General features: G+C 71.1%; 24 protein-coding genes and 1 pseudogene. 15 read left to right on the top strand and 10 right to left on the bottom strand.

Annotation, left to right across the window (positions count from 1 at the left end; genetic code table 11):
* The first annotated feature begins 51 nt into the window (after positions 1-51).
* Genes HH310_RS38635 through HH310_RS38650 form a run of 4 tightly spaced genes read left to right on the top strand, consistent with a single transcriptional unit; the run spans position 52 to position 2,570 of the window.
* A complete protein-coding gene (locus HH310_RS38635) occupies positions 52-273 on the top strand; it encodes a hypothetical protein (protein WP_169180719.1) in 222 nt (73 codons plus the stop codon).
* A gap of 9 nt (positions 274-282) precedes the next feature.
* Positions 283-792 (top strand): PH domain-containing protein, encoded by a 510-nt coding sequence (locus HH310_RS38640; protein WP_169180720.1) that lies wholly within the window; start codon positions 283-285, stop codon positions 790-792.
* Positions 789-2,165, top strand: a complete 1,377-nt coding sequence (locus HH310_RS38645; protein WP_169180721.1) for a PH domain-containing protein — start codon at positions 789-791, stop codon at positions 2,163-2,165. Before HH310_RS38640 ends, HH310_RS38645 begins: the two co-directional genes overlap by 4 nt.
* Before the next feature lie 9 nt (positions 2,166-2,174).
* Entirely contained in the window at positions 2,175-2,570 is a 396-nt protein-coding gene (locus HH310_RS38650) for a thioesterase family protein (protein ID WP_169180722.1), read from the top strand.
* On the opposite strand, the gene HH310_RS38655 is transcribed toward HH310_RS38650, so the two are convergent.
* On the bottom strand, positions 2,567-3,505 hold the full coding sequence (locus tag HH310_RS38655) for a carbohydrate kinase (protein WP_169180723.1): 939 nt from the start codon (positions 3,503-3,505) through the stop codon (positions 2,567-2,569). The two genes, HH310_RS38650 and HH310_RS38655, sit on opposite strands and share 4 nt — an antisense overlap.
* Positions 3,506-3,772: 267 nt before the next feature.
* On the opposite strand from HH310_RS38655, the gene HH310_RS38660 reads away from it, so the two are divergent.
* Positions 3,773-5,224 (top strand): aminopeptidase P family protein, encoded by a 1,452-nt coding sequence (locus tag HH310_RS38660; RefSeq protein ID WP_169180724.1) that lies wholly within the window; start codon positions 3,773-3,775, stop codon positions 5,222-5,224.
* A 9-nt stretch (positions 5,225-5,233) separates the two neighbouring features.
* On the opposite strand, the gene HH310_RS38665 is transcribed toward HH310_RS38660, so the two are convergent.
* The 3 genes and pseudogenes from HH310_RS38665 to HH310_RS38675 form a co-directional block, all read right to left on the bottom strand.
* Positions 5,234-5,992 (bottom strand): class I SAM-dependent methyltransferase, encoded by a 759-nt coding sequence (locus tag HH310_RS38665; RefSeq protein ID WP_312034603.1) that lies wholly within the window; start codon positions 5,990-5,992, stop codon positions 5,234-5,236.
* Positions 5,993-6,073: 81 nt separating this feature from the next.
* Positions 6,074-8,372 (bottom strand): annotated as a pseudogene (gene pulA / locus HH310_RS38670) (pullulanase-type alpha-1,6-glucosidase); the annotation flags it as partial.
* A gap of 52 nt (positions 8,373-8,424) precedes the next feature.
* The gene (locus HH310_RS38675; protein WP_169180726.1) at positions 8,425-8,814 is read right to left on the bottom strand and encodes a hypothetical protein; all 390 of its coding nucleotides are present in this window, start codon (positions 8,812-8,814) and stop codon (positions 8,425-8,427) included.
* Positions 8,815-8,904: 90 nt separating this feature from the next.
* On the opposite strand from HH310_RS38675, the gene HH310_RS38680 reads away from it, so the two are divergent.
* Both HH310_RS38680 and acnA read left to right on the top strand, forming a co-directional pair.
* Positions 8,905-10,695, top strand: a complete 1,791-nt coding sequence (locus tag HH310_RS38680) for a glycosyltransferase (RefSeq protein WP_169180727.1) — start codon at positions 8,905-8,907, stop codon at positions 10,693-10,695.
* 140 nt (positions 10,696-10,835) lie between these two features.
* Positions 10,836-13,607: an aconitate hydratase AcnA gene (acnA, locus tag HH310_RS38685; protein WP_169180728.1), complete on the top strand. Its 2,772-nt coding sequence runs from the start codon at positions 10,836-10,838 to the stop codon at positions 13,605-13,607.
* 116 nt (positions 13,608-13,723) lie between these two features.
* On the opposite strand, the gene HH310_RS38690 is transcribed toward acnA, so the two are convergent.
* Positions 13,724-15,772 carry a helix-turn-helix transcriptional regulator gene (locus HH310_RS38690; RefSeq protein WP_169180729.1) on the bottom strand — a complete coding sequence of 683 codons (2,049 nt, stop codon included), beginning with the start codon at positions 15,770-15,772 and terminating at the stop codon, positions 13,724-13,726.
* Positions 15,773-16,327: 555 nt separating this feature from the next.
* Here HH310_RS38690 and HH310_RS38695 point away from each other — a divergent pair.
* Positions 16,328-16,573: a DUF2630 family protein gene (locus tag HH310_RS38695; protein WP_169180730.1), complete on the top strand. Its 246-nt coding sequence runs from the start codon at positions 16,328-16,330 to the stop codon at positions 16,571-16,573.
* Positions 16,574-16,618: 45 nt separating this feature from the next.
* On the opposite strand, the gene HH310_RS38700 is transcribed toward HH310_RS38695, so the two are convergent.
* Positions 16,619-17,536, bottom strand: coding sequence for a serine protein kinase RIO (locus HH310_RS38700; protein ID WP_396027568.1), 918 nt, complete (start codon positions 17,534-17,536; stop codon positions 16,619-16,621).
* Positions 17,537-17,673: 137 nt separating this feature from the next.
* Entirely contained in the window at positions 17,674-18,321 is a 648-nt protein-coding gene (locus HH310_RS38705; RefSeq protein WP_169180731.1) for an HAD family hydrolase, read from the bottom strand.
* Positions 18,322-18,484: 163 nt separating this feature from the next.
* Between HH310_RS38705 and HH310_RS38710 the strand changes: the two genes are divergently transcribed.
* The 4 genes from HH310_RS38710 to HH310_RS38725 all read left to right on the top strand — a co-directional run bounded on the left by HH310_RS38710 (position 18,485) and on the right by HH310_RS38725 (position 21,411).
* Complete coding sequence (locus tag HH310_RS38710; RefSeq protein ID WP_169180732.1) at positions 18,485-19,063, top strand: TetR/AcrR family transcriptional regulator; 579 nt, start codon at positions 18,485-18,487, stop codon at positions 19,061-19,063.
* Positions 19,064-19,128: 65 nt separating this feature from the next.
* Positions 19,129-20,025 carry a TIGR04222 domain-containing membrane protein gene (locus HH310_RS38715; RefSeq protein WP_169180733.1) on the top strand — a complete coding sequence of 299 codons (897 nt, stop codon included), beginning with the start codon at positions 19,129-19,131 and terminating at the stop codon, positions 20,023-20,025.
* Positions 20,018-20,860, top strand: a complete 843-nt coding sequence (locus HH310_RS38720) for a DUF692 domain-containing protein (protein ID WP_169180734.1) — start codon at positions 20,018-20,020, stop codon at positions 20,858-20,860. Before HH310_RS38715 ends, HH310_RS38720 begins: the two co-directional genes overlap by 8 nt.
* A gap of 35 nt (positions 20,861-20,895) precedes the next feature.
* On the top strand, positions 20,896-21,411 hold the full coding sequence (locus HH310_RS38725; RefSeq protein ID WP_396027571.1) for a hypothetical protein: 516 nt from the start codon (positions 20,896-20,898) through the stop codon (positions 21,409-21,411).
* Here HH310_RS38725 and HH310_RS38730 read toward each other — a convergent pair.
* A complete protein-coding gene (locus tag HH310_RS38730; protein ID WP_211193171.1) occupies positions 21,396-21,908 on the bottom strand; it encodes a hypothetical protein in 513 nt (170 codons plus the stop codon). The genes HH310_RS38725 and HH310_RS38730 overlap by 16 nt on opposite strands.
* Positions 21,909-21,974: 66 nt before the next feature.
* Entirely contained in the window at positions 21,975-22,340 is a 366-nt protein-coding gene (locus tag HH310_RS38735; RefSeq protein WP_169180735.1) for a nuclear transport factor 2 family protein, read from the bottom strand.
* A 114-nt stretch (positions 22,341-22,454) separates the two neighbouring features.
* Here HH310_RS38735 and HH310_RS38740 point away from each other — a divergent pair, with 114 nt between their 5' ends.
* The 3 genes from HH310_RS38740 (at position 22,455) to HH310_RS38750 (ending at position 24,643) form a co-directional block, all read left to right on the top strand.
* On the top strand, positions 22,455-23,210 hold the full coding sequence (locus HH310_RS38740) for a helix-turn-helix domain-containing protein (protein ID WP_169180736.1): 756 nt from the start codon (positions 22,455-22,457) through the stop codon (positions 23,208-23,210).
* Between the two features lie 17 nt (positions 23,211-23,227).
* Entirely contained in the window at positions 23,228-23,989 is a 762-nt protein-coding gene (locus tag HH310_RS38745; RefSeq protein WP_169180737.1) for an SDR family oxidoreductase, read from the top strand.
* 93 nt (positions 23,990-24,082) lie between these two features.
* Entirely contained in the window at positions 24,083-24,643 is a 561-nt protein-coding gene (locus tag HH310_RS38750) for a TIGR03086 family metal-binding protein (protein ID WP_169180738.1), read from the top strand.
* Here HH310_RS38750 and HH310_RS38755 read toward each other — a convergent pair.
* Entirely contained in the window at positions 24,640-26,568 is a 1,929-nt protein-coding gene (locus tag HH310_RS38755; protein ID WP_396027569.1) for an ABC transporter ATP-binding protein, read from the bottom strand. The genes HH310_RS38750 and HH310_RS38755 overlap by 4 nt on opposite strands.
* Between the last annotated feature and the right edge of the window lie 72 nt (positions 26,569-26,640).

Below are 26,640 nucleotides of genomic sequence, written 5' to 3' on the forward strand. Positions count from 1 at the left end.
CCCCGTGGTCGCCCGGCGCTCTATGTGTCGGTGCTGCCCTATGGTTGGCAGGTGACCGACGAACTCCTCCCGCAGTGCTCCGCCAAGGGGTGTCGTGCGTCTGCCGGGTGGATGCTGCGGTGGAACAACCCGAAGTTGCACGCGCCGGAGTATCGAAAGACCTGGCTCGCCTGCGATGACCATCGGGAGCATCTTTCCTCGTTCTTGGAGATGCGCGGATTCCTGCGCGAAGTGACGCCCTTCGGTGCGGCGACGGATGCGCAGATCTCGTAGGGTTCAGGTGTGACCGACCCCGTTCCCGCAGCCGACGCTCTCGAACCCTGGCCGGACACCGTCGAGTGGCGCCCGGTGTCGAGCAAGCTGATCACAGTGGAGCTGATCAGCCGGGGCACCTGGTTCCTCGTGCTGCTGGCCGGCGTCCTGGTCGGGTGGAGCCTGCAGGGCTCGCGCTGGTGGCTCGCCGGCGTGGCGGTGCTGGTGGTCTACGCGGTCTGGCGCGCGATCATCACGGTCCGCGCGGTGCGCGCCTGGGGCTACGCCGAGCGCGATCTCGACCTCCTGGTCCGCCACGGCCTGCTGATCCGCCGGCTGTCCATCGTCCCGTACGCCCGCATGCAGTACGTGGATGTCACCGCGGGCCCGCTGGAGCGCGCGTTCGGCCTGGCCACGGTGCAGCTGCACACGGCGGCCGCGGGCAGCGACGCCCGGGTGCCGGGGTTGCCGCCCGCCGAGGCGTCCCGGCTGCGTGACCGGCTCACCGCCCTCGGCGAGGACCGGGCCGAGGGCCTGTGACCGCGCCCGGCCCACCCCCGTCCGCCGGACCGTCGCTGCCGGTGGAGGCGCCGCCGCAGGTCCCGGCCGCCGAGCCGCGCCGGCGGCTGCACCCGCTCAGCCCGCTGCTGCACGGCGCCAAGACCATCGCGGTGATCATCGCGGCGCTGTCCTGGCAGACGCTCAATTCGGTGGGGTTCGAACGCTTCGCGCTGGTGGTGCTGGTGCTGGCGATCGGCACCGTGGTCTTCTCGATCGTCGGCTGGCTGACCACCGGGTATCACGTGGTCGGCCGGGAGCTGCGCATCCAGGACGGGCTGATCTGGCGGCGTAACCGGGCCATCCCGCTGGAGCGGTTACAGGCCGTGGAGCTGCGCCGGCCGCTGCTGGCCCAGCTCACCGGGCTCGCCGAGCTACGCCTCGAGGTGGTCGGCGGGAGCAAGACCGAGGCGCCGCTGGCATACCTCACGGTCCGGGACGCCGCCGCGTTGCGAGAACGACTTCTGGAGCTGGCGGGGCGTACGCAAGCGGCGGCGCAAGCCCCCACCGGGCCGGCGGCCGCGGCACCCAGCGTGCCCGCCCTCGAACGTCCGCTGCTGCGGGTCGACAACCGTGACCTGCTGATCAGCCAGCTGCTCACCCCGCAGGCGTTCTTCCTGCCGCTCGGTATCGCGTTCGTGATCACCCAGACGGTGCTGGAGGGCTCGTGGACCTTCATCGGCATCGCGAGCACGGTGACCGCGATGGCCGGTGTGCTGCTGCAACCGGTGCGCCGCGTGCTGCAGGACTGGGATTTCCGGCTGGCGCGTGACCCGAGCGACCGCCTGGTGGTGCGCTTCGGCCTGCTGGAGACGCGCAGCCAGGTGGTGCCGCTGCATCGCGTGCAGTCGGTGCGGGTCACCTGGCCGCTGCTCTGGCGGGCGAAGAAATGGCTGCACATGCGGCTGGACATCGCCGGGTACGCGGGCGAGGGCGGCGGCGACAGCAAACGATCCGACCGGCTGCTCCCGGTGGGCGAGTTCGGCACCGCGCGGGCCCTGGTCTGGGAGGTGCTGCCCGGCGTCGACCTGGCCGCGCTCGCCACCACGCCACCACCGCGGCGGGCCCGCTGGCTCAACCCGTTCGCCCTGCGTTTCCTGGGTGCCGGGCTGACGCCCGAGGTCTTCGTCACCCGCTCGGGCCTGCTCACCCGCGAGATGAGCCTGGTCCCGTACGCCCGTCTGCAGAGCGTCCGGGTGATCCAGGGACCGTTGCAGCGGCTCCTCGGGCTGGCCACCGTCTACGCGGACACGGCTGGTGGCCGGTCCGGCGAGGCCAAGGACCGTGATCTTTCCGAGGCCTGGGCGCTGGCCGAGCAGCTCGCGGTGCGGGCTCGCCAGGCCCGGCAGATTTAAGCTCTTGGCATGGAGCTTCCGGAGTTCGCCCCGGGTCTGACCGCCCGGGTGGAGTTGACCGTGACCGATGCCGACACGGCCCAGTCGCTCGGGTCGGGCGACGTGCCCGTGCTCGCGACCCCACGGGTGCTGGCGCTGGCCGAGGCGGCCACCGTTGCGGCGACCGCCCGGCAGATGCCCGGCGGGGTCACCACGGTCGGCGTCCGCGCCGAGGTGGAACACCGGGCGCCCACCGCGGTCGGCCACACGGTCACCGCGCTCGCCACGCTCGCCAAAGTGGACGGGCGCAAGCTCCTGTTCGAGGTGATCGTCCGGGAGGGTGAGACCCTGGTGGCCGAGGTGCGGGTGGAGCGGATGCTGCTGGATCGGCAGCGGTTCATCGCCCGCGCCCTCGGCGACCTCTAGATATCTTCTCCGAAACGCGCCTTCAGCTCGTCCTGCGTCGGCATCGCCACGGCGCCGCCCCGGCGCTCGCAGACGAGACCGGCCACGGCCAGCGCGAACCGTACGTCGCTGGTCCATCCGTCCAGGTCGGTGGGCATCCCGCCGTCGAGCAGCCGGTAGACCAGCGCGCCCATCACCGAGTCGCCGGCACCGGTCGCGTCGATCGCGTTCACCACCGGGGCCGGCAGCGTCGCGTTCTTGCCGTTCGCGGCCACGTAGGCCCCGCGGGCACCCATCGTCACCACCACCGCCTTCGCCCCCAGGCCCAGGATCCGCGCCGCGGCCGTGGCCGGGTGCGCGCCGTCGTAGAGCACGTCGGCGTCCATCGAGCTGAGCTTGACCAGGTCGGCGGTGGCGAAGTATTCCTCGACCAGCTCGCGTAGCCGGGTCACCGCGGCACCGTCCGGAAGGAGCGTGGGCCGCACGTTCGGGTCGAAGACGCGCAGCGGGCCGGGCGTCGTCCACGCCTTGTGCGCGGCCGCCCGGAACGGCTCGCGCAGCAGCGCGATCGACCCGGCGTAGAGCACCGCGGCGCCGCCCACCAGCCGCGGGTCGACGTCGTTGGGCGCGAGCAGCGAGTACGAGGGCGGCTCACCGTAGAAGGTGAAGGTCGGGTCGGCGCCCACGAAGGTGGTCACCGCGAGCGTGGTGGAGACCGGTACCCGCTTGGCGGCCCGCATCCCGACCCCGGTCTTGCGCAGGAACGAGGCGATCCGGTTGCCGAGGACGTCCTCGCCCAGGGTCCCGCCGTACTCCACCTGGCCACCGAGGCGGGTCGCACCCACCGCGACGTTGAGCGGCGCGCCACCGATCGCGTGACGGTAGACGGCGGCACCGTCCATCTCCGCTTCCTGGAGGTCGATCAGCGCTTCGCCGAGCACCACCGCGTATCCCATTGCGACTCCCTAGTCTGGTTACGGTCAGCCTTCCGCCCCCGACCGCCGAGCGCCAGTACGCGCCCGTTAAGTACCGTTTCTGAGCATTAGCGCTCGTCGCCCCCGCCACCATGATCACCGCTTGCGCGAACGCGGTCCCGGTGGGTCCCGGAACCGTGGGCTCCACCACCTCGGTTCGATCCGGCCTCGTGGTCTCCGCCACGGTCTGGCCCTCGTCCGGTCAACCGGTAACGTCGTCAGGGGATCGAAGAGCGGAGGCAAACAACTATGGCCGAAAAGGCGAAGACCGAGTCCCACGACCCGGACTTTCCCGAGGCTTTTCTGCAGTTCATGCGCCAGGGGTGGCGTGACGATCCGCTGTCGGTCACGGCCCGGCCCGAGGCGCCGAACTACGCGAAGCGACGCGCGGCGCTCTCCGAGGCGTTCCCCGGCGAAACGTTGATCATCCCGTCCGGCAACGAGAAGGTCCGGGCCAACGACACCGACTTCGTCTTCCGGCCCGGCAGCGACTTCGTGTATCTGACCGGCGACCGCGACCCGGACAGCGTGCTCGTGATGCGGCCGTCCGGCTCGGGGCACGACGCGGTGCTCTACACGCACCAGCGCAACTCCAAGGACACCGACGCCTTCTTCCGCAGCCGCAACGGCGAGCTGTGGATCGGCCGCACGCACACGCTCGGCGAGAAGTCCGAGGAGCTGGGCATCGAGACCGCCTCGCTGGGCGAGCTCGGCACCGCGCTGGCGTTGTCCGCGCCCGGCCGCACCCGGGTCCTGCGCGGTCTCGACCCGAACATCGACCGTACGGTGCTGGCCTACGAGCCGGACCGCGACAAGCCGCGCGACCGCGAGCTCGCCTGGGTCATCTCCGAGCTGAAGCTGGTCAAGGACGAGTGGGAGATCGGCCAGCTGCAGGCCGCGATCGACGCGACGGTGCACGGCTTCGAGGACGTGGCACGCATCCTGCCGGCCGACCGCCCGGTCAAGGAGCGGCTGCTCGAGGGTGTGTTCGGGCTGCGGGCGCGGCACGACGGCAACGACGTCGGGTACAGCTCGATCGTGGGGTCCGGGCCGCACGCGACGATCCTGCACTGGATCCGCAACACCGGCGAGACCCGTCCCGGTGACCTGCTGCTGATGGACATGGGCGTCGAGGGCAACAACTTCTACACCGCCGACGTCACCCGTACGGTCCCGGTGTCCGGCACGTTCACCCCGTTGCAGCGCCAGGTGTACGACATCGTGCACGCGTCGCAGCAGGCCGGCATGGACGCGACCAAGCCGGGTGTCGAGTTCAAGCACATCCACCGGACGTGCATGCGGGCCCTCGCCGAGGGGCTGCACGACCTGGGCCTGCTGCCGGTCAGTGTGGACGAGGCGATGAGCGAGCAGAGCACCGTCTATCGCCGGTGGACGCTGCACAGCTTCGGGCACATGCTCGGCATCGACGTGCACGACTGCGCGAACGCGCGCAAGCAGAACTACCGGGACGGAACGCTTGCCGAGGGCTATGTGCTGACCGTGGAGCCCGGCCTCTACTTCCAGCCCGAGGACGAGCTGGTACCGGAGGAGCTGCGCGGGATCGGGGTGCGCATCGAGGACGACGTGCTGGTCACCGCGGACGGGTATCGCAACCTGTCGGCCGGCCTGCCCCGGACCTCCGGCCAGGTCGAGGCGTGGCTGGCGGCGCAGCGCGAGGCCGGTCCGCGGCTCCCGGGCTGACGTTCGGCGTTATTCCGCCCGCCGCTCGAACACGAGGATGTCGCTGTCCTCGATGACCGGGCGCGGGCGGGACTCGGCGGCCACCGCCGCGTCCAGCGCGGCGAAGCCCGCCGCGATCTCCTCCTCGGTGAGGCGCTCGAACGTCGACGAGCCGCGCAGGCGCAGGCGGTCGGCATACTCGGAGAGGCTGCCGGCGATCTCCTGCTGCACCTCGTCCAGCTCGACGAACCGCAGGCCGGCACCGGTGAACAGGTCGATGGTGTGGTCCATCCGGGGGAAGACCTGCTCGTCGACGGTGCGCGCGCCGGGGAAGTAGTCGTACCGGAGAAGCTCCGGCAGACGCTCCGGGAAGGCGCTGCGGATCAGCACGCGGCCGCCGGGGCGCAGCACGCGGGCCACCTCGGCGGCGGCCGCGGCCTGGTCACGGACGTGGTGCAGCACCAGGAACATGAGCACCAGGTCGCAGCCGGCGTCGGGCAGCGGGATGGCCTCGGCGGATCCGTCGAGGTAGGTCACCGCGGGATCGGCCGCATGGTCCTCCGCCACCTCGCGCATCCGCCCCGAGGGCTCGACGCCGTAGACCGGGCCGCCGAACGTGGCGGCCAGCGCCGGGGTGAAGCGGCCGGTGCCGGACCCGAGGTCGAGCACGGTGAGCGGGCGTGCCGGTGGGGCGTGCCGGGCGAATGCGCTCATCCATCCGGCGATCGTCGTCTCCGGCAGTGCGCGTGCCTGCGCGTACACGCGGTACTGCCGCTCGTCGTAGTCCACCTCGCGCAAAGCTTCGTCCCTTCGCTCGACACTTTCAGAGTGTCATTGTTCGCCATACAGCGAGTTAGCGCAGCTCAGCTATCAGGGGAGATCGGTAACAAATACGGCAACGGACCGCGCCGGAACGGTCAAGCCCGCGTCGCCGGCCCGCGCGGTACGCAGTAAGGGATCCGCCGTCAGCTCGGGATGCAGCCGCAGTCCGGCGGCGGGAAGGGACTGGACGGTCTCCTGCGCCCGGGCGTTGAACACCACCACGAGCCGTGACCAGCGTGGATCGATGCCGGTCGCGTCCAGGTCCAGGACGATGACGCCGGGTGTCTCGTCCGGGCCGCCGAGCGGGAAGGACACCCGTCGCTGCACCTCCTCGGCGCTGGGCAGGCCGAAGACCGGCGACTCCCGGCGGATGCGCAGCAGTTCGCGGTAGCGCTCGGCGGTGGCCTCGATCAGCTCGGGCGGCGGAACCAGGGCCGGATCGGCGAGCAGGGGCCGGGCCCAGTGCCACCGCGCCTCGTTCTCGTCGCTTCGGGGCAGCCCGGCACCGAAGCCGTTGCCCTCGGCCGGGTCCCACCTGATCCGGTTGAACCAGTCGCCGGAGTCGTAGGAGTTGCGGTCGAGCGACTTGGACCGCAGCCGCTCGCTGCCCAGCGCCACGAAGCCGGCGCCCTGGCCGAACACCACCAGCGCCAGCGCGAGCACCTGCAGGCGGGCCCGGTCGTCCGGGCCGGTCTCGCGTGGCAGCTTGAACGCCAGCGCGTCGTAGAGGATCTCGTTGTCGTGGGCGTCCACATAGTTGATCGACTCGCCGGGGGCCGCCGTGTAGCCGCTGGGGGCGCCGCGATAGTCGATCTCGGAGCCGCGGCGCCGCTCGCCGGTGTGCGTGACGAACTCGTACGACGCGAGGCCGCCCGCCAGCCCCACCTTGATCTCGTCGTGCGTGTCCGGGGCCGGGTCTCCGGTCACGAAGCCCCGCGCGGTCGGGTCGGCGTCCAGCGCTCCGCCGCCGCGCACCGCGTCACGCAGCCGGTCGTTGAACGTGCCGATCCCCGTCCCGGCCATGTTGAGCTGGGTCGCCTGGGCGAACCGCGCGCCGCCGCGCACCTCGCCGAAGTCCCAGCCCTCGCCGTACAGCACGATGTCGCGGCCGCCGGGCAGGTGGTCGAGCGCGTTGCGCACCTCGAGGATGTTGCCGCGCGGGTGGTGACCCATCAGATCAAACCGGAAACCGTCGACCTGGTACGCCGTCGCCCAGGTCACGACGGAGTCGATGACGAGCTTGGCCATCATCATGTGCTCGGTGGCCGTGTCCGCGCCGGCCGAGCCGTCCCGGGCGCGGCGGTGGTAGTAGCCGGGGACGATGCGGTCGAGCACGCTCTCGCCGGCGGTGTGGTTGTAGACGACGTCGAGGACCACGCGCAGGCCGGCCGCGTTGAGGGCGGCCACCATCGCCCGGAACTCCCGGATGCGGGCCGGGCCGTCCGGGTCGAGCGCGTAGCTGCCCTCCGGCGTGGTGTGGTGCCACGGGTTGTAGCCCCAGTTGTAGCCGTCGTGGTCGGCCACCTTGGCGATCGCGCTCTGCTGCTCGGCCGAGTCGGGCGGGAACGTGGCCAGGTCGACGCCGGGCACCGCCTGGTCGGCGCGGCGGTCGGGGACGCCGGCGAAGTCGAACACCGGCATCAGGTGCAGGTGGGTGAGCCCGGCACCGGCGAGCGAGCGCAGGTGCCGCATCGAGGTGGAGCCGGGGCGGGTGAACGCCGCGAACGTCCCGCGCTCGGCGGCGGGCAGCGACTCGTCGCCGATGGAGAAGTCGCGGACGGACACCTCGGCGATCTGCATCCGGGCCGGGGCGACCGGGGGCGGCTTGACCAGCGCCGCCCACCCGGGCGGGGCGAGCCGTGGGTCGTCCAGGTCGACGAGCAGGCTGTGCGTGGAGTCGGCGGTGAGCCCCACCGAGTACGGATCGGTGACCTCGGTGGTGATCACGTCGCGGGCGCCGGGATGCCAGACCTCGACGCGGTATCGGTAGGGCGGTGGGCGCCCAGACCGACAGGCGGGGCACGCCGTCCTCGATGACCGGGCCGAGTTCCGCGTCGGCGGCCTCGGCGTACGGGTCGTCGAGGACGCCGGCGATCTGGACACCGGTCGTGGCCCGCGCCCCGGCGACGTGCGGGTCGCCGCGCAGCAGGTCGCCGAGCGCGGCGTCGCTCAGCTCGCGCACCGAATAGGCCCGATATCCAGCAAGGTGCCGGAATTTCCGGATCTGTGCCTGGAACAGGCCACCGGGCCGCAGGGTGAGCGGCACCTCGGTCGCGCCATTGATCAACATCAGCCCCGGCGCATCCCCGAACGAGGGCGGCAGGGCGATCGTGGTGCGGTCGACGAAAATGCCCAGGGCTTCGGTCACCGGGACATCCTGGCACCTCGGTGCGACAGTTTCAGTCGGCTGCGATCACCGTGGTGATCCGCGGCCCGTCCGCCTCGATCCGCAGCAGATAGCGATAGCTCTCGCCGGGCACCGAGTTGCCCCCGCTGTCCAGATACTCCCATTCGACGGCCACCATCATCAGCGCGCCGGACAGCTGCTGCACGTCGGTGAGCTGGGCATTCGCGGCGACGATCCGCTGCTCGCGGTAGGCCGGGGCGGCGCCGAGGAAGGAGAGCGCGACGGCGGCCGGGGTGGCGAAGGTGAAGCTGTACGAGTTCGCGACCACCATGCCGGGCAGCGCGTAACAGCCCGCCACGGCGGCGACGTCACCCGTGGTGAGCGCGACGCCGTAGCGGTCGAAGAACTCGCTCAGGCGAGCCAGATCGGTGGGTGCCTGCACGGGTGGCGGATGCCCCGTTGTCCACAGGGGTAAACGCCGCGGCCCACAACCCGATAACGTGGCGAGCCTTCCGAGCAAGGAGGCCCGGCGATGAGGGTGCTGTTTCTGATCAACGACGCGTTCGGCATTGGCGGGACGATCAAGACCACGTTCAATCTTGGTGCCGCGCTCGCCGCCCGCGGCCACGACGTCGAGGTCCTCAGCACCGTGCGCCCGCGCGACGTGCCGCACCTGCGCGCCGACCCGGCGATCCGGCTGATGTCTCTGATCGAGACCCGGGCCGGGCATCCCGATCACGAGCCGGACGGCCGCGGCCGGGGCGAGCCGGCCCGGGTCTACCCGCGCTCGGACGTCCGCGCCGCCGGTTACGACCGTTTCGTCGAGCGTCGCTACCGCGCGTTCCTGCGCCGCAGCGATGCCGACGTGGTCATCGCGACCCGGCCGGGCCTCATCGCGTACACGGCGGCCTTCGCCCCGAGACGCATGGTGCGCATCGGGCAGGAGCACCTCACGCGCGGCGCCCACCGCAAGGCGCTGCGCCAGCTGATGCCGAAGCACATCGGCAAGCTGGACGCCTTCGTCACGGTCTCCGAGCGCGACGCCGCGGACTATCGCGCCCACCTGTCCCTGCGCCGCACCCGGTTGCTGCACATCCCGAACGGGGTGCCCGAGCCGGGCGTGCCGCCGTCACACGGACGGGCGAAACTCGTCGTGGCGGCCGGCCGGCTGATCCCCAGCAAGCGGTACGACGTGCTGGTGCGCGCGTTCGCCAAGGTGGTCGCCGAGCGGCCGGATTGGACGCTGCGCGTCTACGGCCTGGGCAAGGAGACCGCGGTCCTCCGCGAGCTGGTGCTCGAGCTGGGCCTGCACAACCACGTCCGGTTGATGGGCCCGGTCACGCCGATCGAGCCGGAGTGGGCGAAGGCGGCGATCGCCGCCGTGTCGGCCGACAAGGAGTCCTTCGGGATCACCCTGGTCGAGGCGATGCGCTCGGGCGTGCCGGTGGTCAGCACCGACGCGCGGTGGGGTCCCGGCGAGATCCTGCGCGACGGCGAGGACGGGCTGCTCACGCCGGTCGGCGATCCGGACGCGCTCGGCGACGCGCTGCTCCGCGTGATCAACGACGACGAGCTGCGCCGCTCGATGGCCGCGGCCGCGCTGGCGAACTCCGCGCGGTACGACCCGGCCCCGATCGCCGAGCGGTACGAGGAGTTGTTCCACGAGCTGGCCCGCGGCAAGCGCCGGTGGCGGCGGCCGCGTCCGATGACCGTGCTCGGTCCGGCGCCGTCGGTGACCGATCCGGTGCTCGACTGGGACGGCGTCGCGCCGCTGCCCGAAGGCGTGTCCTGGCAGCCCGACGGGCCGGGCGTGTTCCGGCTGGTGCGCGACGACGGCACCCCGGTGCAGGCCGGGCGGCGCGACACGAGAGCGCTGCTGGACGGTCCGGTCGGCGCCCGGATCCAGCTGCCGTTCCGCGGTCCGGACGGCGTGCTGGGCATGCGCGTCTGGGACCGGGAGGTCTACGCGGAGGTCGGCGACGTGGACGCGGACTCCGAGGGCGTCCACGTCGCCGGCCGGCTGTTCGGGGCGCACTTCGAGGACGCGTCGCTGGAGGCCCGTGACGGCGAGCAGATCATGCCGTTGCGGATCGTGACCGACGGGGCCGGGTTCCGGGGGTCGGTCGGCGCGCTGCCGCCCGGCATGTGGGAGCTGTGGCTGCGTCCGGCCGCCGGGGCGGAGCCCGTCCGCCTGGGCCGGTTCCGGGACGACATCGTGGACAAGCGGGCCGCGTTCGTGCTGCCCTCGGTGCGGATCGACGGCGTCGCGCTCCAACCGGCGTACACGGCAAGCAATGAATTCTCGATCCGCGCCAGAACCTGACCCCGCCTTGCGCGGCATTACAAGACGGACGTACGGTTTACGAGAGACACCCACCGAGGGTTAGGCGTGCCTAAGCCGAAGGCTCCCCCGATCGGTGCGAAAGACTTTGATTTCCAGTCGCTGGGTGTGAAGGAGATGACGTGGCCAGCCTCGACACCTTTGGTGCGAAGAGTGAGCTTTCCGTCGCAGACGCGAGCTACGAGATTTTCACGATCGACAAGGTCGAGGGGCACGACCGGCTGCCCTACTCCCTGAAGATCCTCCTGGAGAACCTGCTCCGCACGGAGGACGGCGCCAACATCACCGCCGACCACATCCGCGCGCTCGGCGGCTGGGATCCGAGCGCCGACCCGAGCGTGGAGATCCAGTTCACCCCGGCGCGCGTGCTGATGCAGGACTTCACCGGCGTGCCCTGCGTGGTCGACCTGGCCACCATGCGCGAGGCGGTCCGCGAGCTCGGCGGCGACGCTTCGAAGGTCAACCCGCTGGCGCCGGCCGAGCTGGTCATCGACCACTCGGTGATCGCCGACCTGTTCGGCCGCGAGGACGCGTTCGCCCGCAACGTCGAGCTGGAATACCAGCGCAACCGCGAGCGGTATCAATTCCTGCGCTGGGGCCAGACCGCGTTCAACGAGTTCAAGGTGGTCCCGCCCGGCACCGGCATCGTGCACCAGGTCAACATCGAGTATCTGGCGCGCACCATCATGGAGCGCAACGGGCAGGCCTATCCGGACACGGTCGTCGGCACCGACTCGCACACCACCATGGTCAACGGCCTGGGCGTGCTCGGCTGGGGCGTGGGCGGCATCGAGGCCGAGGCCGCGATGCTGGGCCAGCCGGTCAGCATGCTCATCCCCCGGGTCGTCGGCTTCAAGCTGTCCGGCGAGATGCCGGCCGGCACCACCGCCACCGACCTGGTGCTGACGATCACCGAGATGCTGCGCGAGCACGGCGTGGTCAGCAAGTTCGTCGAGTTCTACGGGCCCGGCGTCAGCGCGGTCCCGCTGGCGAACCGGGCCACGATCGGCAACATGTCGCCGGAGTACGGCTCGACCGTCGCGATCTTCCCGATCGACGACGAGACCATCAAGTACCTCAAGCTGACCGGCCGCACCGAGCAGCAGGTCGCGCTCGTCGAGGCGTACGCGAAGCGGCAGGGCCTGTGGCTGGACCCGGCGGCCGAGCCGAACTACTCGGAAAAGCTCGAACTGGACCTGTCGACGATCGTGCCGTCGCTGGCCGGGCCGAAGCGCCCGCAGGACCGGGTGCCGCTGAACGCCGCGAAGCCGATGTTCCGCGACGTGCTGGTCAACTACGTCGACGTCGAGGGCCACGCGGACGAGGCGAGCGCCGAGTCGTTCCCGGCGTCCGACGCCCCGGCCAACGACGTGCAGGACGACTCGGACAAGCCGCGCCACGTGCCCAGCGCCGCCGAGGGGTCGAACGGCCGCGCGTCCAAGCCGATCCGGGTGACCGGTGACGACGGGGTCGAGTTCGAGCTGGACCACGGCGCGGTCGTCATCGCCGCCATCACGTCCTGCACGAACACGTCGAACCCGCAGGTCATGATCGGCGCGGCGCTGCTCGCGCGGAACGCGGTCGAGCGCGGGCTGTCGCGCAAGCCGTGGGTGAAGACGACGCTGGCGCCGGGTTCGAAGGTCGTCATGGACTACTACGACCGCGCGGGTCTGACGCCTTATCTGGACAAGCTGGGCTTCAACCTGGTCGGGTACGGCTGCACCACCTGCATCGGCAACTCCGGGCCGCTGCCCGAGGCGATCTCCGCGGCGGTCAACGAGAACGACCTGACCGCGGTCAGCGTGCTCTCCGGCAACCGCAACTTCGAGGGCCGGATCAACCCGGACGTCAAGATGAACTACCTGGCGTCGCCGCCGCTCGTCGTGGCGTACGCGCTGGCCGGCACGATGGACCTGGACATCACGACCGAGCCGCTGGGCACCGGGTCGGACGGCAAGCCGGTCTTCCTGACCGACATCTGGCCGAGCGCCAAGGAGATCGACGACGTCATCGCCTCGACGATCGGCGCGACCGGCTTCAGCTCGGCCTACTCGGACGTCTTCGCGGGCGACGAGCAGTGGCGGTCGCTGCCCACCCCGACCGGTGACACGTTCGCCTGGGCCGACGACTCGACGTACGTGCGGAAGCCCCCGTACTTCGAGGGCATGGCGGCGTCGCCGGCGCCGGTGTCCGACATCGCCGGCGCGCGGGTGCTCGCCAAGCTGGGCGACTCCGTCACCACCGACCACATCTCACCGGCCAGCTCGATCAAACCGGACTCCCCCGCCGGTAAATACCTGGCCGAGCACGGCGTCGCGCGGCACGAGTTCAACAGCTACGGCTCGCGGCGCGGCAACCACGAGGTCATGATCCGCGGCACGTTCGCCAACATCCGGCTGCGGAACCAGCTCGTGCCGGGCGTCGAGGGCGGCTTCACGGTCAACCACCTCAGCGGCGACCAGACCACGATCTACGACGCCTCGGTGGCGTACCAGGAGGCCGGTGTTCCGCTGGTCATCCTGGCCGGCAAGGAGTACGGCTCGGGCTCGTCGCGGGACTGGGCGGCCAAGGGCACGATGCTGCTGGGCGTCCGCGCGGTCATCGCCGAGAGCTACGAGCGGATCCACCGGTCGAACCTGATCGGCATGGGCGTGCTGCCGCTGCAGTTCCCGCCGGGCCAGAGCGCCGAGTCGCTGGGCCTGACCGGCACGGAGACGTTCGCGGTCACCGGGGTCACCGCGCTGAACGACGGCGACACCCCGCGCACCGTCAAGGTCACCACGGACACCGGGGTCGAGTTCGACGCCGTCGTCCGGATCGACACCCCCGGCGAGGCGGACTACTACCGCCACGGCGGCATCCTTCAGTTCGTCCTCCGGAAGATGCTGAGCTAGCCGCGCTCGATCGCGTGTGCGCCGCGGAGAGTTGATGAGTTCAGGCTGCGACCGACGACGGCTTCGCCGGCGGCGTCCGAAGCCTGAACTCATCAACGCGGCAACACACTCCTCGCTTATCTGCGGCCGGCGTCCCTGATCAGGTCGGTGCGGGACGAGTAGCCCAGCTTGCGCAGGATGTGCGTGACGTGGGTCTGGACCGTGCGCGGCGACAGGAACAGCAGGCTGGCCACGTCCGGGTTGGAGCGGCCGGTGGCGACCAGCTCGGCGACCCGGCGCTCGGCCGGCGTCAGTGCCTCCCAGCCGGACTCGGCGCGCTGGTCCAGCGTGCGGCTGCCGCGGCGGATGCCGAGCGGGCGCAACCGGGCATCCACGCGGCGCACGTCCCAGGTCGCGCCCAGGGCGGAGTAGCCGCGGACCGCGTCGTTGAACGCGGCCCGCGCGGCGTCGGCCTGCCCGGCGGCGGCGTAGTGCACGGCCGCCTCCTCGATCGCGAACGCCCGCAGGTGCAGCCAGTGGTGGTCGCCGTACAGTTTGGCCAGCGCCAGCAGCTCGCCCGTGTCGCCGGTGAGCTGGGCACGCCCGAACCGGCCCGCCGCCCGCTGCATGACCGGCGCGTCCGGCTTGCGGGCGTCCTCCTCGGCGGTCACCGCGACGGACTCGGCCAGTTCGGTGTCGCCGAGCGTGCGCGCCACCCGCACTAGCGGCGGCAGCCACATGAAGCGCTCGCGGCCGTCGAACGGCGTCGGCGGGTTCAGCCAGATCGACAGCAGGTCGGCGGCCTTGCGCAGGTCGCCGTCGGTGACCGCGCGCATCGCGTCGGCGGCCACCATGTAGCCGGACCAGATCCGCGCGTCGGTGGACACGACCGGGATCTTGTTGGTGATCGCGAGGTGCCACGCGACCTCGTCCCACTGCTCGCGGTGGGCGTGGATCATCGCGGCCAGCCCGTGCCGGCCGATCTTCGGCGCTCCGGGGATGTCCTCGGGGATCTGCTCCAGGTACCGCAGCGCCTCGTCCCACCAGCCGAAGTCGTAGCTGCCCATCGCCGCCGCGAAGAGCAGGCGGCTCGTCCGGTTCGGAGTGCCGTGCCGGGCCAGGGCGGGCGCCTGGTGCGCGGTGGCCCGGAACTCTTCGGCCCGGCCCAGGTTGTTCAGCGCCGCCAGCCGGTTGTCGAGCAGCAGCATCCGCAGGTCCGGGTCGTCGTTCGCGCCGAGTGCGGCCAGGCCCGCGTCCAGATGAGCGATCGCCGCCGCCGGCTCCCGGTCGATGTGCGAGAGAACCAGCCGCGCGTGACCGGCGGCCAGCGCGTCGCCGGCCTCCTCGGCCTCGGTCAGTGCCCGGGCCGCCTCGGCCCGGCCGCGCGCGAGCTCGTCCTGCTTGGTCAGCGCCGCGGCCGCGCGTGCCCGGATCAGGGCACGGGTGCCGGGTAGGAGAACGGGATCGGCCAGCGACGCCGTCGCGAGGGCGACCGACTCGTCGAGGCGCTGCTGCCGGTTCGCGGTGACGATCCGGATCAGCCAGGCGCGCCCGCGGTACCGCGCGTCGGCCGAGTCCCGCAGCATCTCGACGGCCAGCTCGTCGGCCCCCGTGTCGCGGTCCAGGTTGTGCAGCACCTTCATCAGCCGGAAGATCAGCTCATCGCGGTCCGAGGCCGGCAGGGCCGGGCTCTCCACCGCCGACTCCAGCAGATCGGCGGCCGGCTCGGCGATCCGGCTCAGCGTCTGTTCCGGTACCGCGGACAGCCAGCGCACCACCCACGGCTCGGTCGGTCCGGGCGCGGCCCGCAGTTGGTCGGCGACCTTGCAGAAGTCCGCACCGCGGTGGGCGAGCGCCTCGGCGAACTGGCGGTGCAGCGCGGTCCGAAGTGACGAGGACAACTCGTTGATCAGCGCGTCCCACAGGATTCGACCACGGAACGTGAGATGCCCGTCGCTGGTCTCGATCAGGATTTCGGCGGCGTGCGCCTCTGCCAGTGAGTCCACCATGCTGGACGCGGGCCGTCCCAGCACCGTCGCGAGATCGTGCACTTCAAACGTTTCACCCAGCACCGCAGCCATGCTGAGCAGGCGATATGTGGACGAGTCAAGGGCGTGCAACCGCTCGACGGTCGCCTCGGCAAGCTGATCGATGATGCCGCCAGTCTCGTCGAGCTGAGCCTCCATGGGCGCGAGTCTATGCACAGTAATTGAACATGACCACGCTAGGTAAGACATGAATCCGACACAGTGAGTGACGGCACCGCCCGGACGCTGGCGGGCATCCGGGCGGTGCCCGTCTGTCGTCGTCGGAAGCCCCCACTCCCTCGACGACCCAAAGTCCGCGGCCCCAGCAACGCCCCACCGTCGCTTCGGCACCCCTCGACGCCGCCCCCCGGCGTCGCGGCGTACCGTTCCGGCCTTGCGGCCGACCGGGCTCCACCCGCGGACTGCGCGCACCGGGCCGAACACCACAGCGCGAGCGCTTCTCTCGCCGCAAAGGTTGCCATCCGCAAACGACCAGTCACATCCGCACACATGCGTACTTCTAGGCTCGGACTCGCGCAACCCTGACATCACACTCGGTAGACAACATCCGCGACACCGCAGGCCAGGGGGCCCGCCCGCCGGGGCGCCGCAGGCATCATGATCCGGGCACGACGCGAGCGGGTATCGCCACCGTCACACCACGATCAAGACTCCGGCCGCGCCCCGCCCCCGGCTGATGAATAGGCTGCGGTTATGGACGACAACAGTGTGCTGAGCCGCATCCACGACTTAGTCAACGAGGAGCATGGGCTGCGCCAGCAGCTGAGCGACGGGACGATCTCCTCGAAGGACGAGCACGCCCGGCTCAAGGATCTCGAAGAGGCCCTCGACCAGTGCTGGGACCTGCTACGCCGGCGCCGGGCCGCTCGCACCGCGGGCAACGACCCGAACTCCGAGCAGGCCCACAGCGTCGGTGAGGTCGAGGGTTACCTGCAGTGACCCGGCACGGGCCGCAGCGCGGCCCGTGCCCATCGTTTAAGTCGTTCACCGCAGGCCTGCCTCGTAGAGCAGCCTCGCCAGCAGCGCGTCCGCGTCCACGTCCAGGCCGCGCGCGGCGAACCAGGCTGCGACGTTGCGCACGTCCCGGGCGATGAAGTCGGCGCCCTGCGGGTTCGCGATGACGTCGACGATCTGCGGAAGGTCGATGAGCACGAGTTTCCCCTCGTGCACCAGCGTGTTGTAGGGCGACAGGTCGCCGTGCGCCACCTGGGACCGGGCCAGCACCGACAGCGCGTCGGTCATCTGCCGCCACAGGTCGGCCAGCGTGTCCTTGTCCGCCCGCACCTGGGCGAGCCGTGGCGCCGCCTCGCCGGTCTCCCAGTCGCCGATGAACTCCAGCATCACCTCGGTACCGCGCAGCTGCACCGGGTACGGCACGCGGATGAGCCCGCTCTGCCGGCCCACCTCCCACAGGTGGGACAGCGCGCCGAACTCGGCGGCCGCCCACTGGCCGGCGATCAGCTCCTTGCCGAACGAGGTGCGGTTGGTCATCGCCCGCATCTCGCGCGATCGGCGCACCCGGCGCCCTTCCAGATAACCGGCGTCGCGGTGGAAGAGCCGGTGGTCGCCGTCGCGATAACGCTTGGCGGCCAGCATGCTCACCTTGCCGGTGTCCGCCACCGCGCGCCGGACCAGATAGACGTCGGCTTCCTTGCCGGTCTTGAGCATGCCCAGCTCGGTGTCGACCGCGCCGTGCTCGGTGCGGACCCACTCGGGCCGGGGCTCGGGACCGTGCTCGGCGCCGTCCCAGGTGGACCAGGCGTCGCCGGTCTCGGGCAGGTCGGGATCTTCGCTCAGGTGCGGCTCGAGCCGCCCGCGCTTTACGAAGTCAGGTTCGTCGTCGTCGAACTTGCGTCGGCCGCGGCGCATCGTTCCGGAGCCGAAAGAGTCGTGCTCGCGCACTGGAGGTTCTCCTCGGAGAAAGAAGGAATCAAGGTCTGGGCAGCACGCATCACCAAGACAGCCATGTCTCCCACACCTCCTTCTTTCGCCGGAACTCTCCGCACTGTGCCGGAGGTCGCCCGGCCGGCGCAACCGAATTAACGAGCCGCCATGATGGCGGACAGACCCTGGATCACGTTGCCCACCACGCGGGTCGGCGCGAACCGGTCGTCGATCCAGTCCCGGCCGCGATGCAGCCACACGCTGGGCAGGCCCATCGCGGCCGCGCCGCCGATGTCCGCCTCCGGGCTGTCGCCGACCACCCAGGCGCCGCCGAGCCGCATCCGCACCCGCTGCGCGGCCATCGCGAAGATCCGCGGGTTGGGCTTGCTCACCCCGGCCTGCTCCGAGATCACCCAGTCGGCGACGTACTGATCGAGCCCGGTGCGGCGGATCCGCGTCTCCTCCACCGCGACCGGCCCGTTGGTCACCACCACCGGGACGAACCCGGCGTCACCGGCGATCTGCAGGGCGCATCCCACGAGCGGGTCGAGTTTCTCGTACGCCAACGGGCCCTCGCGCAGCTCGTCCAGGATGTCGATCGACGGGTTGGACAGCTGGTAGCGCTCGCGAATCAGATCGGCGAGGTCCCAACGGGGCGTGAGGCCATCCGCATCGACGGAGAGTAACCAATTCAGATCATCCGGTGGTGCCCCGAGTTCCTCGAGGAACCCCTTTGCCCACAGCCTGAACGCACCGCTGCGGTCCAACAGGGTGTCGTCAAGAGCCGTAAGGATGAGGGGCACCCGGGCACTTTACGTGACCGACCCGGCTACCGAACAGTCCGGGAGTGTCCCCAATTGCGCGCGGGATGTGGAATTACGCACCATCCGGGCGTGATGCCACACACCGTTGACAAGACGTACGTACGGATTGCAAGGAGAAGGCCCTGCGTGACACCATCCAGGCGTGCCGAGAGTAAGCCAGGACCAGCTAGAAGCGCGACGCCACGAAATCCTCGCGGCCGCCCGCGACTGCTTCGCGCGGTTCGGCTACGAGGGTGCCACGGTCCGCCGCCTCGAGGACGCGACGGGGCTGTCCCGCGGCGCGATTTTCCACCATTTTCGTGACAAGGAATCGCTGTTCCTGGCCGTCGCCGAGGATGACGCGGCCGCGATGGTCGAGACGGTGGCCCGCAACGGCCTCGTGCAGGTGATGCGGGACCTGCTGGACCGGGCCGGCGGCAGCGACGGCGACACGGCCGGCTGGCTCGGCAGCCAGCTCGAGGTGTCGCGGCGCCTGCGCACCGATGCGGCGTTCGCCAAACGCTGGGCGGAACGCTCGGCGGCCATCGCCGACGCCACCCGCGACCGGTTGCAGCGCCAGCGCGAGGCCGGCGTGCTCCGCGACGACGTGCCGGTCGAGGTGCTGACCCAGTTCCTCGAGCTGGCCTACGACGGTCTGGTGCTGCACCTGGCCACCGGCCGCCCGGCCGGTGAGCTGAGCCGCGTCCTCGATCTGGTGGAGGAAGCAGTTCGTCGCGGCTGATCCCGCGGCGTTGCGCGCGTCTGCACAATGAGGCCAGAGCCGCGACGAGCATGGGAGGCAAGCCCATGACGAACACGTGGGGCATCCCCGGCACGACCTTCCTCGCCTACTACATCGGCACCATGGCGGCGATCGTGGTGCTGGCCGCGATCCACCGCCGGATCCTGTTCCGCGGGCCTCGAGACGTACACGTCGACAACCTCAACCCGCAGCAGGTCGCCTACCTGAGCGGCGGCGAGCGGCTGGCCGTGTACGCCGCGATGGGTGGCTTACGCACCGCGGGAACGATCGGCACCGGGCCGGGCGGCACGCTGGTCGAGACCGGCCCGCTTCCGCCCGGCGCGACAGCGCTCGACAACGCCCTCGACAACGCGGCCCGGCGCGGCGTGCGGGCCCGCGAGCTCCACGACGACTTCATGGTGGTCTCCGCGCTCGACCAGATACGCGACGGCTTGGAGCGGCTCGGCCTGACGGTGAGCCCCGCTCAGCGGCGCGAGGCCCGCATCTGGGGCTTCGTCGCCGGCGCGGTGACGCTGATCGGCGCGGCCCGCCTGGTCATCGGGGTGGCCAACGACAAGCCGGTCGGCTATCTCTTCGTCTGCCTGGTGGTGTCGGTGGTCATCACGATCGCCCTGCTCCGGGTCAAGCGCCGGGCCACGAATTCGGCCGTCCGCGCGTTACGCACGCTGCGCCGGAGCCACGACCACCTCAAACCAAGCCAATCTCCCGCGTACGCCACGTACGGCGTCGCCGGCTCGGCGATGGGCGTGGCGCTGTTCGGTTCGGCGTCGCTCTACGCGATCGACCCAGCGTTCGCCGCCGAGGCCGAGGTGACGCGCGTGGCCGCCTACGGCTACGGCGACGGCGGCGCGACCGCCGGCGCAACGGGAAGCGCCTCCGGCTGCAGCACGGGAAGCTGCGGCGGGGGCGGGGGCTGCGGCGGGGGAGGTTGCGGTGGCTGAGGCGGTAGCGAACGCTGTTTCTGGCTACGGCGTGGGGATCGGCTGGCGGCCCGAGATCGCCGGTTTCGTCGCGGGGCTGCCGGGCCTGCGGTTCACCGAGGTCGTGGCCGAGTCGGTGCACGCCGACGGTGACCTGCCCGCAGGGCTGGCCGCGCTGCTGGACCGCGGGGTGACCGTGGTTCCGCACGGCGTGCGCCTCTCGCTGGGCGGCGCCGACCCGGTCGAGCCCGCGCGGGTCCGCCAGCTGGCCGCGGCCGCGGAGCGCCTGCACGCGCCGCTGGTCAGCGAGCACATCGCCTTCGTTCGCGCGGCCGGCATCGAGGCCGGCCACCTGCTCCCGCTGCCGCGCAGCTGGGAGGCCGTGGACGCGATGGTCGCCAACGTGAAGCGCGTCCAGGCCGAGCTGCCGGTGCCGATCGCCTTGGAGCCGATCGCCGCGCTGTTCGACTGGCCGGACGACGAACTCGACGAGGCCCGCTTCATCACCGAGATCCTCGACCGCACCGGCGCCGGCCTGCTGCTGGACATCGCCAACGTCTACGCGAACGCCCGCAACCGCGGCACCGACCCGCTCACCCTGCTCGACAGCCTCCCGCTGGACCGCGTCGCCTACGTCCACGTGGCCGGCGGCGCCGAGCACGGCGGCCTCTACCACGACACCCACACCAGCCCGGTCCCGCAGCCGGTCCTCGACCTGGTGACCGAGCTCTGCGCCCGCCACCGCCCACCGGCCCTGCTGCTGGAACGCGACGGCGACTACCCACCCGCCCGCGCCTTGACCGCCGAGCTGGACGCGATCGCCGCCGCGGCCGGCTCCCCGAGGGTGACCGCGTGAACGCCCGCCCCACGGTCGGCGCCGCGGCCACCGGCATGCCGTCGGCAACCGCGGCCGAAGCCAGCCCGAACACGGCGGCCCGCCCGCCGGGCCATGCAGGACAGCCCGGCGGTGGGCCGGGGAGCCTGGCCACCCGCCAAGCCGGCCTCGTCGAAGCGCTCACCTCCCGAAATCCCGTACCGGATGGATTTGATGCCTTTCGCTTTGAGGCCGCGCGCGTGGCCCTGTTGCGCAAGCGGGCCGGTGAGGTCTCGCGGCAGTGGCCCATGCTGGCGGCGGGGCTCGGCGACGGCTGGCACACGATGTTCGCCGAGTGGGCGGCGACGCGTCCGACGCAGGGCTCACTGCGCGACGGCTGGGATCTCGCGCGAGACCTGCTCGCCCGCGACGCCCTGCCCCGCCTGGCCGCGCTCGAACTGGCCGAGCGCGAAGCCGCGATGCGCTACGACGGCGCTTCAAGCCCGAAGCCCCGCCGCACACCGGCCCTGCGGTTCGTCGCCGGTGCCGTCGTCCTACAGGTGGCCGGTCGAGTGCGTCACCTCCGCTCCTGACGGACGGGGCGCGCCTCGATATACGCCTCTATCTCCTCGTCGGACGGTTCTCGGAAATACTCGTACGGGGCGACCGCCACGCCCTCGCAGATCGGGCGGTCGTCGTCGTCCTCGGAAGCGTCCGGCAGCAACTCGCCCGTCCACAGCGAACCCATCGAGAAGACGACGAAGCCGGGCTCGAAGCGATAGCCGATGTCGGTCGGCTCGTAGCCGTAGCCGCGCGCGGCCAGGTCGGCCACCACCTCGTCCAGGAAGCGGTACGTCAGCTGGACGCCGTCGAAGAAGACCTGCTCGCCCCCGTCGGCCGAATAGGCCAGCTCGACCACCTCGACCGTTTCGTCCTCGGCGTAGGTCAGCACCAGCAGCGGTGTCTGGTCATACACCGCCCGGCTATCTCGGCCCGGGTGGAGCGGCTTGCCGATCCGCCGCTCCACCTCGTCGCGATGCTCGCCCACCCTCGCCGCCGGCACGCCCACGCCGGGCAGAATCTCCACCATCAGGGCCTCCCCATGGTCCTCATCGGATAGAGGTTCATTCTGCCGAGGGGGTATGACATTTTTGGGCTAGGCCGCCGGTGCCTTGTCGATGAAGCCGAGCACCTCGCGGATGCGGCCGTCGCCGTCCACCGACGCCACGTCGAAGCCCACCACCAGCGGCTCCGCGCCGGCCGGGCCCAGGTTCCAGGTGAAGCGCGCCTGCTCGTGATGCCCGTCGACCGGCCCGCCCGGCGCGAAGGTCAGCCCGGGGAACTGCTGCTGCACCGCGCCGATCAGCCCGTCCAGGGCGTCCCGGCCCTCGACCGCGGCGAGCGGGTCGACATAGCGCACCCCGTCCGCGAAGACGTCGTCGATCGCGGCCCGGCGCGCCGCCGGGTCGGTCTCGTTCCAGACGGCCAGGTAACGCTCCACCATGCTGTCGAAGTCACTCATCGTCTCGGTCCTCTCGTCCGTCGTTGACGGGACCACAGTCGCCCGTGCCGGGTAAGGCCGTCGATTACCTCGCGGGTAATGGCCGCGCTTCCTTCCCCTGCGTACGCTCCGTGCATGGGACCCACCGACGTCGGCGCGCGGCTTCGCGACTGGCGGACGACCCGCCGGATGAGCCAGCTCGAGCTCGCCGTGCAGGCCGGCGTCTCGGCGCGGCACCTTTCGTTCCTGGAGACGGGCCGTTCGCGACCCACCCGGGAGATGATCCTGCGCCTGGCCGGGGAGTTGGCGGTGCCGATGCGGTCGCAGAACGAGCTGCTGCTGGCCGGCGGCTACGCACCCGCCCATCCCGAGTCGGACCTGGGTGCCGCGCCGCTGGCCGCGGTGTTGTCTTCGCTGCGCGACGTCCTCGCCGGTCACGCCCCGTACCCGGCCGTCCTGATCGACCGCCACTGGACGATGGTCGACGCGAACGACGCCGTCGCCCCGCTCACCCAGGGGTGCGCCGCCTGGCTGCTGGAGCCGCCGGTCAACGTGCTGCGCCTGTCGCTGCATCCGGAGGGCATGGCACCCCGGATCGGCAACCTCGCCGAGTGGCGGACGCACGTGCTGGACCGGCTCGACCGGCAGGCCGCCACGACCGCCGATCCGGTGCTGCGCGAGCTGTATCGCGAACTGGCCGGCTACCCGGGCGGGACGGTCGACGGCGCCCCCGGATCGGGCCTGGTCGTTCCGCTACGCTTCGAAAATCTCACATTTTTCAGCATCACGTCGGTACTGGGGACTCCGCTCGATGTCACCCTCTCCGAGCTGGCGATCGAGTCATTCCTGCCGGCCGATGCCCGGACCGCCGCCGCGCTTCACGCCACCTGAGGTGGCAGGATCAGCTCATGGATCTGGGACTGGCGGACCGAATCTATATTCTGACCGGAGCGTCTCGCGGGCTCGGCTTCGCGACGGCGCAATCGCTGGTCGCCGATGGCGCCAAGGTGATCATCTCGTCCCGTGACCCGGATCGCGTGGCACAAGCGGTGGAGGAGCTGGGCGGGGAAAAGTTCGCGACGGGCGTCGTGGCCGACCTCACCGACCCGGAGACGCCGCGCGAACTGCTGGACAGTGCCTACGAGCGGTACGGCCGGGTGGACGGCGCGCTGATCTCGGTCGGCGGGCCGGTGATCGGCACGGCGGCGGGCGTGAGCGACGACGATTGGCGGCGCGCCTTCGAGACGGTGTTCCTCGGCCAGTTGCGTGCCGCGCGGGTCTTCGCGACGGCGTTGCCCGCGGGCGGCGCGATCGGGATCATCCTGTCCAGCTCGGTCAAGGTTCCGCTGGCCGGCCTGGGGCTCTCCAACGGCCTGCGCCCCGGCCTGGCGATGGCCATGAAGGACATGGCGGACGAATACGGCCCGCGCGGCGTCCGATTTGTCGGATTGATGCCCGGCCGGATCATGACGAACCGCAACCGTGAGCTGTTCGAGGCGACCGGGGACGCGATGCGGGCCGAGGTCGACGTGGCGGCGTCGGTCCCGATGCGCCGGCTGGGCGAGCCGCACGAGTTCGGCCGGGTCGCCGCGTTCGTGCTGTCCCCCGCCGCCAGCTATCTGACCGGTCTGGTGCTGCCGGTCGACGGCGGCTACACCCGTACGCTCTGACGGCCCGAAAAGCGCACGGGCCCGAAAGCACACCGGCCCGAAAGCGCACGGGCCCGAAAAGCACACCCGGGCACGAAGGTACCGTTGTCGCTCATGGAGACCCAGATCAGCACGTTGCTCACGGCGGCGGCCGCGCGGACCGTCCCGGTGATCCGGGGCATCCGCGACGATCAGCTCGGCCACCCGACGCCGTGCGAGGACTTCCGGGTGCGCGAGCTGTTCAACCACCTCTACCAGAACGTGGGCAACTTCACCGAGCTGGCCGCGCGCAAGGAGCCCGACTCCACCACCACACCGGACGAGATCACCGGTGACTGGCGGACCAGGTTCGCCGAGCAGACCGAGCGGCTCGTCGAGGCGTGGTCCGACCCGGCGGCCCTGGAGGGCACGTCGCCCGCCAGCGGCATGCCGCAGGAGATGGTGGGCGGGCTCGCCCTGCTCGAGCTGACCGTGCACGGGTGGGACGTGGCCCGCGCGACCGGCCAGCGCTACACGCCCGACCCGGCCGCGGTGGCCCTGCTGATCCCGCTCTTCGAGCAGGTCGGCCAGGTGGGCCGCGACCTGGGTCTGTACGGCGAGGTGATCGAGGTCGGCGCCGAGGCCGGCGATTTCGCGCGGCTGCTCGGCCTGACCGGCCGGCAAACCGTCCTCTAGGGCTCCACCGGCCCGGCCGGCACGGTGACGATCTCGACGTTCTCCTCGCGGTACGGGGTGTCGGAGCTCGTGACCGCGAACTGCGTGTGGTAAAGCTCCGCGTACAGCCCCTCGGCGGCGACCAGATCGTCGTGCGTACCGCGTTCGACCACCCGGCCCTGGTCCATCACCAGGATCTGGTCGGCGTTGCGGATGGTGGACAGGCGGTGCGCGATGACCAGCGCCGTCCGGCCCTCCAGCGCGGTCGTCAGGGCGCGCTGCACGGCCGCCTCGGATTCGCTGTCCAGGTGGGCGGTGGCCTCGTCCATGATGACGATCGACGGGTGCTTGAGCAGCAGCCGGGCGATCGCGATCCGCTGTTTCTCGCCGCCGGAGAAGCGGTAACCACGCTCGCCGACCACCGTGTCGAGGCCGTCCGGCAGGCCGCGGACCAGGTCGGCGATCTGCGCGCCGGCCAGCGCCTCCCACATCTGGTCGTCGGTGGCGCCGGGACGGGCGTACCGCAAATTCTCCGCGATGGTCTCGTGGAAGAGATGCGAGTCCTGGGTGACCACGCCGATGGCGTCGCGCAGTGACTCGAGGGTCGCGTCGCGCACGTCGATCCCGTCGACCAGGACCGCGCCCTCGGTGACGTCGTAGAGCCGCGAGACCAGCATCGACGTGGTCGACTTGCCGGCGCCGGACGGGCCCACGAGGGCGACCATCTGGCCCGGTTCGACGGTGAAGTCGACGCCGTGCAGGACCGGCGCATTCTCCTTGCGGTCGAGGGCGACGACGTCCTCCAGCGTGGCCAGCGAGACCTCGTCGGCGCTCGGGTACCGGAAGTGGACGTCGCGGAACTCGACGCGGCCCGCCCCGGACGGGATGTCGACGGCGTCCGGCTTGTCCTCGATCCCGGGCTTCAGGTCGAGCACCTCGAACACGCGGTCGAACGAGACCAGCGCGCTCATCACGTCGACCCGGACGTTGCTGAGCGCGGTCAACGGCCCGTACAGCCGGGTGAGCAGCAGGGCCAGGGTGACCACCGTGCCCGCGGTGACGCTGCCGGTGACCGCCAGCCAGCCACCCAGCCCGTAGGTCAGGGCCTGCGCGAGCGAGGCGACCAGCAGCATCGCGACGAAGAACGTGCGTGAATACATCGCCTGCTGGATGCCGATGTCGCGGACCCGGTCGGCGCGTTCGCCGAACTTCGCGGCCTCGGCGCGGGGCCGGCCGAACAGCTTGACCAGCAGCGCGCCGGAGACGTTGAAGCGCTCGGTCATGGTCGCGTTCATCTGGGCTTCGAGGTTGTACGACTCGCGGGTGATCTCGGCGAGCTTCTTGCCGACCCGGCGGGCGGGGTAGATGAACAACGGGAGCAAGGCCAAGGACAGCGCGGTGATCTGCCAGGACAGGCTGAACATGACGGCGGCGGTCAGGGCCAGTTGGATGGTGTTGCTGACCACGCCGGAAAGCGTCGAGGTGAATGCCCGCTGGGCGCCGAGCACGTCGTTGTTGAGCCGGCTCACCAGCGCGCCGGTCTGGGTGCGGGTGAAGAACTGCAGCGGCATCCGCTGGACGTGGTCGTAGACCTTGGTGCGCAGGTCGAAGATGATGCCCTCGCCGATGCGCGCCGAATACCACCGCTGGGCGAGCGACAGCAGCGAGTCGGCCACCGCCAGCGCGGCGATCACGAGCGCGATCTTGACGACCAGTGCGGCGGCCCCCGAGCCGCCGCCGGTGATCGCGTTGACCACGCGGCCGGCGAGAACCGGCGTGGCGACGCCGATGACGGCGTCAATGACGACGGTGATGAGGAACACGGTGATGTCCGCGCGGTACGGCCGGGCGAACTGCACGATCCGCTTCGTGGTCCCGCGGCTGAGGCGATGCTTGGCGACCTTGTCGGACTGCTCTATCGAGCGGAGCATCATCCAGCTGTTCATGCTCATTGGTCACCTCCCCGAGTGCCGTAGAAGCCGGGCAGAGCACAGTCTGCCCGGCGGGTACGACAACTT

Source organism: Actinoplanes sp. TBRC 11911 (genome assembly GCF_012933445.1).
In the GTDB taxonomy this organism is placed as follows: domain Bacteria; phylum Actinomycetota; class Actinomycetes; order Mycobacteriales; family Micromonosporaceae; genus Actinoplanes.

Bases quoted from the DNA above. Each gene is read 5' to 3' on its own strand.
- HH310_RS38650 (WP_169180722.1), top strand. From the start codon at position 2,175: ATGGAGCTTCCGGAGTTCGCCCCGGGTCTGACCGCCCGGGTGGAGTTG.
- HH310_RS38655 (WP_169180723.1), bottom strand. From the start codon at position 3,505: ATGGGATACGCGGTGGTGCTCGGCGAAGCGCTGATCGACCTCCAGGAA.
- HH310_RS38660 (WP_169180724.1), top strand. From the start codon at position 3,773: ATGGCCGAAAAGGCGAAGACCGAGTCCCACGACCCGGACTTTCCCGAG.
- HH310_RS38680 (WP_169180727.1), top strand. From the start codon at position 8,905: ATGAGGGTGCTGTTTCTGATCAACGACGCGTTCGGCATTGGCGGGACG.
- HH310_RS38690 (WP_169180729.1), bottom strand. From the start codon at position 15,772: ATGGAGGCTCAGCTCGACGAGACTGGCGGCATCATCGATCAGCTTGCC.
- HH310_RS38695 (WP_169180730.1), top strand. From the start codon at position 16,328: ATGGACGACAACAGTGTGCTGAGCCGCATCCACGACTTAGTCAACGAG.
- HH310_RS38715 (WP_169180733.1), top strand. From the start codon at position 19,129: ATGACGAACACGTGGGGCATCCCCGGCACGACCTTCCTCGCCTACTAC.
- HH310_RS38725 (WP_396027571.1), top strand. From the start codon at position 20,896: ATGCCGTCGGCAACCGCGGCCGAAGCCAGCCCGAACACGGCGGCCCGC.
- HH310_RS38730 (WP_211193171.1), bottom strand. From the start codon at position 21,908: ATGGTGGAGATTCTGCCCGGCGTGGGCGTGCCGGCGGCGAGGGTGGGC.
- HH310_RS38735 (WP_169180735.1), bottom strand. From the start codon at position 22,340: ATGAGTGACTTCGACAGCATGGTGGAGCGTTACCTGGCCGTCTGGAAC.
- HH310_RS38740 (WP_169180736.1), top strand. From the start codon at position 22,455: ATGGGACCCACCGACGTCGGCGCGCGGCTTCGCGACTGGCGGACGACC.
- HH310_RS38745 (WP_169180737.1), top strand. From the start codon at position 23,228: ATGGATCTGGGACTGGCGGACCGAATCTATATTCTGACCGGAGCGTCT.
- HH310_RS38750 (WP_169180738.1), top strand. From the start codon at position 24,083: ATGGAGACCCAGATCAGCACGTTGCTCACGGCGGCGGCCGCGCGGACC.
- HH310_RS38755 (WP_396027569.1), bottom strand. From the start codon at position 26,568: ATGAACAGCTGGATGATGCTCCGCTCGATAGAGCAGTCCGACAAGGTC.